The 12,313-nt window shown below is 68.8% G+C and carries 9 protein-coding genes and 1 pseudogene; 7 read left to right on the forward strand and 3 right to left on the reverse strand.

Going from position 1 to position 12,313, the window contains the following annotated elements:
* The 3 genes from AC2VOR_RS15110 to AC2VOR_RS15120 all read right to left on the reverse strand — a co-directional run.
* On the reverse strand, positions 1–546 hold a 546-nt coding region (locus AC2VOR_RS15110), incomplete at its 3' end, for a TCP-1/cpn60 chaperonin family protein (protein ID WP_486964047.1).
* 221 nt (positions 547–767) lie between these two features.
* Positions 768–1,466, reverse strand: coding sequence for a M24 family metallopeptidase (locus AC2VOR_RS15115; RefSeq protein ID WP_486964048.1), 699 nt, complete (start codon positions 1,464–1,466; stop codon positions 768–770).
* Positions 1,463–1,654 (reverse strand): SbtR family transcriptional regulator, encoded by a 192-nt coding sequence (locus tag AC2VOR_RS15120; protein ID WP_486964049.1) that lies wholly within the window; start codon positions 1,652–1,654, stop codon positions 1,463–1,465. The genes AC2VOR_RS15115 and AC2VOR_RS15120 overlap by 4 nt, the downstream gene beginning before the upstream one ends.
* 53 nt (positions 1,655–1,707) lie before the next feature.
* Between AC2VOR_RS15120 and AC2VOR_RS15125 the strand changes: the two are divergent.
* From AC2VOR_RS15125 to AC2VOR_RS15155, 7 genes and pseudogenes are all read left to right on the forward strand, one after another.
* Positions 1,708–1,821 (forward strand): annotated as a pseudogene (locus AC2VOR_RS15125) (short-chain dehydrogenase); the annotation flags it as partial.
* A gap of 27 nt (positions 1,822–1,848) precedes the next feature.
* Positions 1,849–2,340 (forward strand): cupin domain-containing protein, encoded by a 492-nt coding sequence (locus AC2VOR_RS15130; RefSeq protein ID WP_369740866.1) that lies wholly within the window; start codon positions 1,849–1,851, stop codon positions 2,338–2,340.
* A gap of 259 nt (positions 2,341–2,599) precedes the next feature.
* Positions 2,600–4,363 (forward strand): NAD(P)/FAD-dependent oxidoreductase, encoded by a 1,764-nt coding sequence (locus tag AC2VOR_RS15135; protein WP_486964050.1) that lies wholly within the window; start codon positions 2,600–2,602, stop codon positions 4,361–4,363.
* Positions 4,364–4,371: 8 nt separating this feature from the next.
* Positions 4,372–9,855, forward strand: coding sequence for a type I polyketide synthase (locus AC2VOR_RS15140; RefSeq protein WP_486964051.1), 5,484 nt, complete (start codon positions 4,372–4,374; stop codon positions 9,853–9,855).
* Entirely contained in the window at positions 9,852–10,694 is an 843-nt protein-coding gene (locus AC2VOR_RS15145; protein ID WP_369740869.1) for an ABC transporter ATP-binding protein, read from the forward strand. Before AC2VOR_RS15140 ends, AC2VOR_RS15145 begins: the two co-directional genes overlap by 4 nt.
* A 74-nt stretch (positions 10,695–10,768) precedes the next feature.
* On the forward strand, positions 10,769–11,551 hold the full coding sequence (locus tag AC2VOR_RS15150) for an ABC transporter permease (protein ID WP_369741779.1): 783 nt from the start codon (positions 10,769–10,771) through the stop codon (positions 11,549–11,551).
* A 36-nt stretch (positions 11,552–11,587) separates the two neighbouring features.
* The coding region (locus AC2VOR_RS15155) for an oxidoreductase (protein ID WP_486964052.1) at positions 11,588–12,313 on the forward strand (726 nt) is incomplete at its 3' end.

Here is a 12,313-nt window from a genome sequence, read left to right on the forward strand (position 1 = left end):
GCCGAAGGTGTTGGACTCCTCGACGGTGATGACGCCCTCGTTGCCGACCTTGTCCATCGCCTCGGCGATCAGGTCGCCGATCGACTGGTCGCCGGCGGAGATGGCCGCGGTGGCAGCGATCTGCTCCTTGGTCTCGACTTCCTTGGCCTGCTTGAGCAGGGTCTCGGTGACCTTCTCGACGGCCTTCTCGATGCCGCGCTTGAGGCTCAGCGGGTTGGCGCCGGCCGCAACGTTGCGCAGGCCCTCCTTGACCAGCGCCTGGGCCAGCACGGTCGCCGTCGTCGTGCCGTCACCGGCGACGTCGTCGGTCTTCTTGGCGACCTCCTTGACCAGCTCGGCGCCGATCTTCTCGTACGGGTCCTCCAGCTCGATCTCCTTGGCGATGGACACACCGTCGTTGGTGATCGTGGGGGCACCCCACTTCTTCTCGAGGACGACGTTGCGGCCCTTGGGACCCAACGTCACCTTTACCGCGTCGGCGAGGGCGTTGAGCCCGCGCTCGAGGCCGCGACGGGCCTCTTCGTCGTACGCAATTGTCTTGGCCATTGCGAAGTGATTCCTCCGGGTCGGGAATGAAACTGGGGCCACCGTGGTGACGACAACCCCATTACTTACGCTGGCCGGGCGCAGTGCCCGCGACGGACGACCAGACTGGCCTCACCGTCCCGACCTAGCACTCAGCGGTCGCGAGTGCCAACGTCATTCTTAGCACTCGCCTATGCCGAGTGCAAGAATAGTTCCGCCGTTATCGCGCTGCGCGTAACCGCTCAGGGCAGGTCGAGCAGCTGCTCATGGAAACCACCGAAGCCGCGGGCGGGATCGACCAGATGGACCTCGAGAATCCAGTGACAGCGCCGACCGCGCGGGTCCGCGCGCCGCATCGGCTTGTCCGACCCGGGCATGATGTACCACTGCACGCCCGGCCCGGCGATCTTGCGGTGCGGGAACTCCCCGACCAGGTGCCCGGCGATCGAACTGCCGAACTGGAAGCCCTCGGCGTGGGTCACCCCGACGACGAAGTCGAACAGCTCGGCCCCGGTGACGTCGGGGCGGTGAGCGAAATACTCCCGGCCGGCCTCCCACACCCGGGGCAGCGCGTCGCGCAGGGCCGTCTTGTGCGGGTCGTCGCTCAGCACGAAGGTGCGGCCGAAGTCGGCCTCCCACTCCGCGAAGACCGGCCCCAGGTCCAGGAAGACGATGTCGCCGTCGGCGATCACCCGGTCCGGCGGGCGCTCCGAGAACGGCTGCAGGGTGTTCGCGCCGGCGCGCACGATCCGCCGGTGCCAGTGCTGCGTCACGCCGAGCATGTCGGCGGCCAGCTCCTGAATCTCGTCGGACAGCTCCCGCTCCCCCACGCCGGGCCGGATCATGGCGCGCCGTTCGATCTCGTCGAACAGCTGCTCCGCCCTGCCCTGGGCGTCGAGCAGCCGCCGCGCGCGGACTCGTTCGTCGGCGACGGGGTTCATCGTTCCGATGCTACGGACGCCACGGCGCGCAGGCCGTCGATGACGGCGTCGGTCGCCCGCTCGGCCAGCGTCGAGTCGTAGGCCTGCATCGCCTGGCACCCGACGAGAATCGCCTTGAGGTCGCGCATCTCGATGTCGCGCCGCGCCGTGCCCGCCTCCTGCGCGGGGCGCAGCAGGTCGCCGATCATGGCCTTGAAGGCGTCTTCGGCCTCGGGCGCGGCGCAGGCGATGGCGATAGCGGCGCGGACACCCGAAGCTGGTGCCGTCCAGCACGAAGTCCCGCAACCCCGACCGGCAGCGCCGGTTGTGGGCGGTCTCGGAGGAACTGACCGGCGTCGTCTATTCCTTCGACTGACCGTCGGGGCGGGGCGACACTGGAGGCATGTCCCTGGTCGTGCCGTCGTATCCGCCGCCCCGCTACACCGCCGACGAGCCGGAGGTCAGCGCCTGGCTCAAGCGGGCCGACTCGCCCCCGGACTGCGAAACCGGCGGCGTGAGATACCACTACCTGGCCGACCACCGGGCCACCGATGGCGACTACGGCCTGTACCGGGTCGACCTGCCGCCGGCCGGCGGCGGGCCTGGGCCGCATTTCCACCGGGCCATGTCCGAGGCGTTCTTCGTGCTGTCCGGAACGATGAAGCTCTACGACGGCGCCCGCTGGGCCGACGGGCAGGCGGGCGACTTCCTCTACGTCCCGCCCGGCGGCGTCCACGGCTTCCGCAACGAGGCCGACGCGCCGGCGTCGATCCTGATGCTGTTCGCCCCGGGCGCGCCGCGCGAGGCCTACTTCGAGGGATTCGGCGCGCTGGCCGACATGACCGACGACGAACGCAGGGAGTGGTTCGTCCGCCACGACAACCACTGGGTGTGAGAGCTCGGCCGCCATCGGCCGGCCCTGAAATTCAGATACTTAACTATTAACCAATTGAATCAGTTGCGGGATCACGCTAGTCTGGCCCTTGATGAAGCTTGACCAGGGGACGCACGGGTTCGCGGGGTCGGCCACGGGTGTGCGACCACCCTCGCGTACAACGCGACTCTTGCCGGGATGGGCGGTCTGATCCTTGCACCCCAACAGATTTGAAACCGTCGCCCCGCAGGCCGAAGAAGAGAACTGAGAAGGAAAGCCCGTGGACGTACGAGCCCAGCTCTCGCAGCTGGATACCGCAACACGGGAGGCGCTGGCGCGCAGGATCAAGAGCCAGCGTAAAAGAGAAACCGCCGCTGACAACGACGTGGTCATTCTGGGGGGCGGCGTTGCGGCACTCACCCTGGCGCTGGAGATTCGCCGCGAGCGCCCGGCAACGCGGGTTCTGCTCATCGATCCGAGAGTCCACCCGCTGCCCGAAATCACCCACACCGTCGGGGAATCGACCGTCGAGGTCTCGGCGCACTACTTTCGCGATCGCCTCGGTCTGGGCGAGCACCTGAGCACGTCGCACATCCGCAAGATGGGTCTGAGGATGTTTTTCTCCCACGGAGCAAACACCGATATCGCCCAGAGAATGGAACTGGGAAGCTCGTCGTTCGTGCCGCAGGTGACCTACCAGGTCGATCGCGGACGCCTGGAAAACGAGCTCACCCGCCGCTGCCTGTCGGGCGGCGTGGAAATCACTCGCGGCCGGGCGCACTCGGTGCGGTTCGGCTCGGGGACCGGTCCGCATGTGGTGTCGATCCAAAACGGTCACGCGACAACAGCCACGACCGGACGATGGCTGGTCGACGCGTCTGGCCGCAACCGGATGCTGCCCCGGCAACTCGGCCTCAGGCGGGGCAATGGCCACGCCTGCAATTCCGCGTGGTTGCGCGTGGCCGCCGAGATCGACGTCGGTCGATGGAGCGACGACCCGGCATGGCGGGGCCGCCTGGTCGAGGGCGACCGGGCGATGTCGACCAATCATCTGATGGGCGAGGGATATTGGGTGTGGCTCATCCGCCTGGCCTCGGGTGCCACGAGCGTCGGGATCGTCGCCGACCCCGCGTTTCACGCGTTCGACGAGTTCAACACCCTCGCCAAGGCCAAGGCGTGGCTCGGCGAGCACGAGCCGCAGTGCGCGGCGGTCCTGGCGGCGCACGAGCACCTGATCATGGACTTCCGCGTCATGAAGAGATACAGCCATGGCGCGGCGAAGGTGTTCGACGGCTCCGAACGTTGGTGTATCACCGGCGATTCCGGGATATTTCTCGATCCGTTGTATTCGTCGGGGATGGATCTGGTCGCAATCGGCAACGGCCTGATCACCGACATGATCGTCCGGGACATGGACGGGGAGGATGTCGTCGCGCGGTCACAGATCAGCGACACCCTGTTCCGGTCCCTCACCGACATGTGGCTCGCCGTCTACCAGGATCAGTACGCATTGATGGGGAAGCCGACCGTGATGTCGGCGAAAATCATCTGGGACGTCGCGTTCTACTGGGGATTCATCGGCCTGCTCTACGCGAACGGCCGGTTCGTCGGCGTCGCCGACGAACCCGACTTCGTTCCGCACCTCGACGGGCTCATCGCGCTCAGCAATCGGGTGCAGCGCTTCTTCCGGGAGTGGGCCGCAATCGAGGGCGACCTCTCGCCGGTGCCGTTCGTCGACCTGTACTCGCCACTGAACTTCATGGTCGCCCTGCACACCGCGATGATGGGACCCCGCGCGGACTTCGCCGAGCAGTTCGACGCGAACGCGCGCCTACTGCGACAACTCGCGGGCCAGCTTGTCGACACCGTGCTGGCGGACAAATCCCCGCTATTCGGCGACGACGCCGTCATGCGGCAGGTGCAATCGTGGCAAGTCGACTCGCTCCTGCGGGAACTCCGCGCGACCTATCGGCGCGAGCAGGCGACCCACCCGATCAGCGGCGGCTGGGTGGTCACCACCTCGGCCGCGCTGCAACCGAATTGACGTCGGGCATGACCGGCTCACCGTATGACCGCGGCGGCCACGAGCCGTTGGCGATCGTCGGGATCGGGTGCCGCTTCCCCGGCGGATCCGACTCGGCGGAGAGCTATTGGCGCCTGCTGTGCAGCGAAACGGACGCCACCTGCGTGGTTCCCGAGACGCGGTGGAATGCCGCGCGCTATCACGACCCGAACCCGGCAAAGGTCGGCAAGATCGTCACGTCCCGCGGCGGATTCCTGCGCCACATCGACCAATTCGATGCGCAGTTCTTCGGCATCTCGCCCCGGGAGGCGCACTCGCTCGACCCGCAACAACGTCTCCTCCTGCAGGCGACGTGGGAGGCGCTGGAAGACGCGGGCATACCCGCCGACACCCTGGCGGGCACCGATGTCGGGGTCTTCGTCGGCGGCTTCACCCTCGACTATCAGCTCCTGCAGAACCAGGGCCGCACCAGTCGCTACCGGTTCAAGCCGCACTCGGCCACCGGGATGATGATGACGATGCTGGCGAACCGGATCTCGTACGCGTTCGACCTCCGCGGGCCCAGCATGACGATCGACACGGCGTGCTCGGGTTCGCTCGTCGCGGTTCACCTCGCGGCGCAAAGCATCTGGAACGGCGAATCGCAGGTCGCCCTGGCCGGCGGCGTGAACGTCATGATCGGGCCCAACACCGCCATCGCCGAATCCAAGAGCGGGTTTCTCAGCCCGGACGGGCGTTCCAAGGCCTTCGACGACTCCGCGGACGGCTACGCCCGGGGGGAGGGCGGCGCGATCGTGGTGATCAAACCGCTCGGGCAGGCGCTGCGCGACGGCGACGAGATCTACGCACAGATCCTCGGCACGGCGGTATCGCAGGACGGCCACACCGACAGCATCACCGTGCCGAGCGAAAAGGCCCAGGAGGCCGCGATCCGCAGGGCGCTGCGGCAAGCCGGTGTCCGGCCCGCACAGGTCGGTTACGTGGAGGCGCACGGCACCGGGACACCCGTCGGGGACCCCATCGAGATGCGGGCGCTGGCCGGGGCGTTGTCGGCGGACCGGCCGGCGGCCAAGCCACTTTTGATCGGATCGGTCAAGACCAACATCGGCCACCTCGAGGCCGCCGCGGGCGTCGCCGGACTGATCAAGGCGGCGCTGGTGGTCAAGCATGGCCACATCCCGGCCAACCTGCATCTGCGCACCCCGACCAGACACGTCCGCCTGGAGGACCTGAAGATCGACGTTCCCGCCGCGGGCCGGCCGTTTCCCGATTGTGGGCGACGCGTGGTGGGCGTCAACTCGTTCGGCTTCGGCGGCACCAACGCGCACGTGGTGCTCGCCGAGCCGCCCGCCCCGCCGTGCGCCCCCGAACCGGAGCAATCGCGTCCGCTGCCGCTGACGGTTCTGCCGATCTCGGCGCGCAGCGAGGAGGCGGTGGTCGCGGCGGCCGGCCGGTTGGCCGAGCACTTGGCGACCCACCCCGACGTGACCCTGGCGGACCTGGGGTACACACTCAGCCGGCGGCGCGCCCATCTGAGCCACCGCCGCGCGCTGGTCGCCGAGTCGATCGCCGAAGCGCGAGAACAACTTCGAGCCGTCGCCGACGCGGGGCAGCTCCTCACCGAGCGCGCCCTGCCGACCGCACCCAGGCTCGCGTTCGTCTGCACCGGAATGGGTCCCCAGTGGTGGAAGATGTGCCGGGGCCTGCTCGACGTCTTCCCCGCGTTCACCGACAGCATCCGGCGCACCGATCGCGAGCTGTCGCGCTACACCACCTGGTCGCTGATCGAAGAGCTGGGGCGCGACGAAGCCCGTTCTCGCATGGCGGAAACCGAGATCGCGCAACCGGCGAACTTCGCCATCCAGATCGCCCTGGCCGAGCAGCTCGCGAGTTTCGGGATCCGACCCGACGCGGTGATCGGCCACAGCGCCGGGGAGGTCGCCGCTCACCATCTGGCCGGTCTGCTCACCTTCGAGCAGGCGATCGAGGTGATCTACCACCGAAGCCGGCTCCAGCAACGCGCCAGCGGGCGGGGCGGCATGCTCGCCGTCGGCCTGGACGCCGAAACGCTCCTGCGCACCGTAACGGACACGACCCGAGCCGAGTTCGGACGGCGGGTGTCGGTGGCCGCGATCAACGGCCCGTCGACGGTGACCATCGCCGGGGACAACGACGTCCTGAACGACGTCGCCCGGCAGTTGGACGAGGCCCGGATCTTTTACCGTCGCCTCTCGGTCAAGGTGCCCTACCACAGCTACCACATGGACCCGCTCAAGGAGGACCTCCACGGTGCGTTGCGGGGAATGTCGTCGAAGGCCGCCACGCTGCCCCTGTACTCGACGGTGACCGGCGAGACGTTGGACAAATACGACGCCGGCGCCGCGTACTGGTGGCAGAACACCCGCGCCACAGTCCTGTTCGAACCGGCGATCCGCCGCATGATCGAGGACGGCTACACCCATTTCGTCGAACTGGGCCCGCATCCCGTCCTGGCGGCCTCGATCCAGGAAACCGCCGGGAGCCAACGGGTCACGGTGCACGCGACCCAGCGCCGTGACCACGACGACGGCCGAACGATCATGAACTGCCTCGCCGCGCTGCACTGCCACGGCCATGAGATCGCCTGGGAGGCGCTGCAACCGCGCGCCGGCGCGCGGCTTCTGAAGCTGCCCGCCTATCCATGGCAGACGAAGCGCTTCTGGACCGAAACGCAGGAAGCGGTGGAGTCGCTGTACTACAACCCGGCCCACCCGCTGCTGGGGCAGCCGGTCGGCGCCGTCCACCCCACCTGGGAAGCCGAAATCACCGGCGTCGTCAACACTTTCCTCGCCGATCACCGCGTGCAGGGCAGCGTGGTGTTGCCCGGGTCGGTGTACGTCGAGATGGGCCTCGCGGCCGCCGAGCTCACCTACGGCTCGAAGCACAGCGTCGACAACCTCGTGTTGCACCGCGCCGTCATCCTCGACGAGACGTGCGACCCCATTCTGCGGACCACGCTCGACGAACGGGACGGCACGCTGGAGTTCACCGCGTTCAGCGCAACGGCCGACGGGGAGCTCAAGTGGGCGCTCACGGCGACCGCGGAACTCAACACCCTACCTGCTGCCCCGGCCCGCGGCGGTCCGCCCGACGACATGGGCCTCGCCGCGATCGACGGTGCGCAGTTCTATGCCCGCACCGGCGCCGTCGGATTCGACTACGGCGAGGCGTTCCGCTGCGTGCAGCGGGTGACCGCCGGAGAGGACTGGGCGGTCGCCGAGATCACCGTCCCGGCCCGGATCGCGGCCGAGCTGGCGGAGTACCGATTCCATCCGGCGCTCATCGACGGCGCCTTCCAAACGCTTTTCGGCGCACCGTTCCTCGGCAAGGAAGAAAACGAGGTGCCGTACCTGCCGACCCGGATCCGCCATTGCGCCGTCTACGGCCCGCCCGACGAGCACATGACGGTGCGCGTGCGCGTAGTGTCCGCGACCAGGGAGGCGATCGAGAGCGACATCACCGTCAGCGACCTGCGCGGGGTCCCGCTCGCCGTGTTCGACGGCTTCACGGTGCAGTCGCTGAGCGCCTCGTCCCGCGTATCGCCCGAGCACATCGACAAGGGACTCTACGAACTGCACTGGCGCCCAATGGACGACGCCGGCGACCGGTTCGCCGACCCCACCGGAGATTCGTCGTGGCTGGTCCTCGCCGACACGTCGGGCACCGGCTCGCTGCTCGCCGGTGAGCTGCGCCGCCGTGGCCACCGGGTGCACACGGTCGAGCGCGCCGAGGCCGCCGATCGACTGGACGACCTGTTCGGCGCGCACCTCGGCGGTGACACCGGCCTCGCCGGCGTCGTCGACTGTTGGCCGCTCGACGCCCGCTCTGAAACCGACACCGGGACATGGCGTCCCGTTCTGGATCTGCTGAGAACCCTCGCCACGGGCGCCGCCGGCAAGCCGCGCCTCTTCCTGGTCACGGCCAACGCGCAACCGGCACCCGGAACCCGGCTGACCGCGAGCCCGCAGGCCGCCGTCTGGGGACTCGGCCGGGTCATCGGTCACCAGGAGTTCCCCGAATTCTGGGGCGGCCTCATCGATGTCGACGAGGCAGACGATCGCGGCACCACCGCCGCGCGCATCTGTGCCCACATCCTCGGCGACTCGGCCGAGGACCAGATCGCGATCCGGGGCGGCACGACGTTCGTTCCGCGGCTGCGCCCGTGCACCGGCCTGACGAAGCCCTTCCCCACCAAGCTCGCCGCCGACGCGACGTACGTCGTCACCGGCGGGGCGGGAGCGCTGGGCCGCGTCGCCGCCACCTACCTGGCCGAGCGGGGCGCCCGCCACATCACGTTGCTCGGCCGCAGCGCAATCCCCCCGCGAAGCGACTGGGCGGCGCTGACGGACCGCGACGCCCACTTCGCGGCCGTGACCGCGATCCGGGCGATCGAGCGCCTCGGCGCCCACGTCGCGACCGCCGCCGTCGATGTCACCGACGCCGCGCAGGTGAGGGCGTGGCTGAGCGATCACATGGCCGAGGCCGGCCGGCCGGTCCGCGGCATCATCCATGCCGCGGGGCTGGTCGACGACCAACTCCTGCTCAACATGAGCGACGCGGATTTCGCCAAAGTGCTGGCGCCCAAGGTTGTCGGCGCCCGCGTGCTGCACGACGCCTTCGACGGGCACGACCTCGCGTTCTTCGTCATGTTCGGGTCCGCGGGGTCGGCCATCGCCTCGCCGGGCCAGGGCAATTACGCGGCGGCCAATGCCTATCTCGACGCGTTCGCCCACTACCGGCAGGCTCAGGGGCTGCCGGCCGTCACGATCGGGTGGGGGCCCTGGTCGGTGGGCATGGTCGAGGAGCTCGGGCTCGAGGACGTCTACACGCAGCGGGGCATCGAGCTGATCACACCCGCGATGGGTGCGCGGATCCTGGATCGGCTGATCAACCAGAGCGCGCCGAACGTCATCGCCATCGGCGCCGACTGGGGCCGGGCCCGCCGCGCCGCGTTCGGGGGGCGAGTAGTGCCGATGTTCGCCGAACTCGAGGCCACCGAAACACCCTCGCACTCAAGCGATCCGCAATCCTCGATCCTCGAGGTCCTGGCCGGTGCGGCGGCCGCCGACAGGGCGGCGCTGGTCGCGGACCACGTTCGCCGCATCGTCGCCACGGTCTTCGACTGCGCCGTCACCGACATCGAGCCCGATGCCATCCTCGATGAGATCGGGCTGGATTCCATGATGGCCATGGACTTCCGGGTGCGGATCAACACGGCGTTCTCGATCGACCTGCCGGTGCTGGAGATACTCAGCGGCGTGAGCGTGAACTCCGTGTCGGATCGGGTGCTCGCCGAACTACTCCGCATTCACGGTGACACGCCCGCGAGCTCCGCGGAACCGGTTGCCGCGCAACCGTCCGACAGCGACGTCGACCGGCTGATCGACGAGCTTTCCGACGACGAGCTCGCCGAACTGCTGGCCGAACTCGGGGCGCAGGACGCCCGGCCCGAGGCCGGAGGGGCGAACCCGTGACTGAAAAATCCGCGGTGCACGTTCGGGGGTTGTCGAAGGACTACGGGCGGGTGCGAGCGGTGCGGGATCTGGATCTCGACGTCGGCTACGGCGAGATCTTCGCGATCCTCGGCCCCAACGGGGCCGGCAAGTCGACGACCATCGAGATCCTCGAGGGCAACCGGCGGCGGGATGCCGGAGACGTGCGGGTGCTCGGCGCGGACCCGGGGATGGCGGGCAGGGACTGGCGCGCCCGGATCGGCATAGTTCTGCAAGAGGTCAGCGACGCCGGGATGCTCACGGTCGGGGAAACCGCGTCGCTGTTCGCGAGGTGCTACGGCACCGCGCGCGAGCCCGGTGAGGCGCTCGAACTGGTCGGGCTCGCTTCGGTTTCCGGTGCGCGGGTCAGGAAGCTGTCCGGGGGACAGCGCCGCCGCCTCGACGTCGCCCTCGGCATCATCGGCATGCCCGAACTGCTGTTCCTCGACGAGCCGACGACCGGGTTCGATCCCGAAGCCAGGCGGCAGTTCTGGGACTTGATCAGGCTCTTGGCGGCCGACGGCACGACCATCCTGCTGACCACGCACTACCTGGAGGAGGCCGCAGCGCTCGCCGACCGCGTCGCGGTCATCGCCGGCGGGCGGGTGGTCGCCGTGGACTCGCCGACGAAGCTGACCGCACACGTCGACTCGGCTGCGACCGTGCAATGGCTTCAGGGAGGCGAAATTCGGATGCAGAAAACGGATTTCCCGACGCAGCTGATCAGGCGGCTCAGCGAGGACGGCGCGGAGCTGGCCGAGCTGACGGTCACCCGGCCGTCGCTCGAGGACGCCTATCTGCGTCTGATCGGGGTGGCGTGAACACCATCGAGCGCGCGGCCGCGCCCGCGCGACGACGCCATCGGGCCACGCCGGCCAAGTCATCGCTTCCGTCGGTGGTGCGGATCGGATTCTCACGCGTGATCCCCGAATTGAAGATGTTCTACCGTCGGCCCGAGCAGCTGGCCCTGACGTTCTCGATGCCGGCGGTGATCTGCGTTCTGCTGGGGTCGATCTTCTCCGCGAAGCTGCCCGGCAGCGACATCAGCACCGGCGCCGTGATCGCGGCGAGCATGCTCGCCTACGGCATCCTGTCGACGTCGTTCATCAACCTCGGTATCAGCATCGCCGCCGACCGTGACACCGGGGCGTTGCGGCGGCTTCGCGGCACCCCGACGACCGCGGCGTCATACTTCGTCGGCAAGGTCTGCCTGGTCGCCATCGTCAGCCTCGCCGAGGCCGTCATCCTGCTCCTGGTCGGGGTGCTGGCCTTCGACCTGCACCTGCCGACGAGCCTTTCCGGATGGTTCACCCTGACGTGGGTCTTCCTTCTGGGTGTGATCAGCTGCTCGCTCGCGGGCATCTTCATCAGCAACGTCGCAAGCAACGCGGTGTCGGCCGCCGTCATCACCAACGGGCCCGCGGTGGGTCTGCAATTCGTCTCGGGAACCTACGTGCCGCTCATGGTCCTGCCGCAATGGATGCTGTCCATCGGGTCGCTGTTTCCCGTCAAGTGGATGGCTCAGGGATTCCGCTCGGTGCTGTTGCCAAGCCGGATGGCCACGTTCGAACCGGCCGGCAGCTGGGAGCACGGGCGAATACTGCTGGTCCTCCTCGCGTGGAGTGCCGGCGGACTGATCGCGTGCCTCAGCGTCTTCCGGTGGTCGGATCAGCGCTGAACGGCGGCGCCGGGCCCGGGTGAGTATGTTTTGGCCATGACGTCCAACAAATGGTCGGAAGCCGACGTCCCGGACCAGAGCGGCCGCGTTGCCGTCGTCACCGGCTCCAACACCGGAATCGGCTACCAGGCGGCCGTCGTGCTGGCCTACCGCGGCGCCCACGTGGTGCTGGCCGTGCGCGACCTCGCCAAGGGCAACGCCGCCCTGTCGCGCATCGTCGCCGCACATCCCGGCGCCGACGTCACCCTGCAGGCCCTGGACCTGAGCTCGCTGGACTCGGTGCGTTCCGCGGCCGACGCGCTGCGGGCGGCCTACCCGCGCATCGACCTGCTGATCAACAACGCCGGGGTGATGTGGACCCCCAAACAGCTCACCGCCGACGGCTTCGAGATGCAGTTCGGCACCAACCATCTCGGCCACTTCGCGCTGACGGGCCTGCTGCTCGACCACCTGCTGGACGTGCGCGGCTCGCGGGTGGTGACCGTCAGCAGCCTCGGCCACCGGCTGCGCGCCGCGATCCACTTCGACGACCTGCAGTGGGAGCGCAACTACGACCGGATCGCCGCCTACGGGCAGTCCAAACTGGCCAACCTGCTGTTCACCTACGAGCTGCAGCGCCGGCTGGCCGCCAACCCCGAGGCGAAGACCATCGCCGTCGCTGCGCACCCCGGCGGCTCCAACACCGAGCTGGCCCGCAACCTGCCGGCGATCTTCCAGCCGCTGAAGGCGGTGCTGGGGCCGGTGCTGTTCCAGAGCGCGGCG

Source organism: Mycobacterium sp. TH-M103, from assembly GCF_057473785.1.

Coding starts and splice junctions, on each gene's coding strand:
- AC2VOR_RS15120 (WP_486964049.1), bottom strand. CDS start 1,654: ATGATCGGCGACCTGCTGCGCCCCGCGCAGGAGGCGGGCACGGCGCGG.
- AC2VOR_RS15115 (WP_486964048.1), bottom strand. CDS start 1,466: ATGAACCCCGTCGCCGACGAACGAGTCCGCGCGCGGCGGCTGCTCGAC.
- AC2VOR_RS15130 (WP_369740866.1), top strand. CDS start 1,849: ATGTCCCTGGTCGTGCCGTCGTATCCGCCGCCCCGCTACACCGCCGAC.
- AC2VOR_RS15140 (WP_486964051.1), top strand. CDS start 4,372: ATGACCGGCTCACCGTATGACCGCGGCGGCCACGAGCCGTTGGCGATC.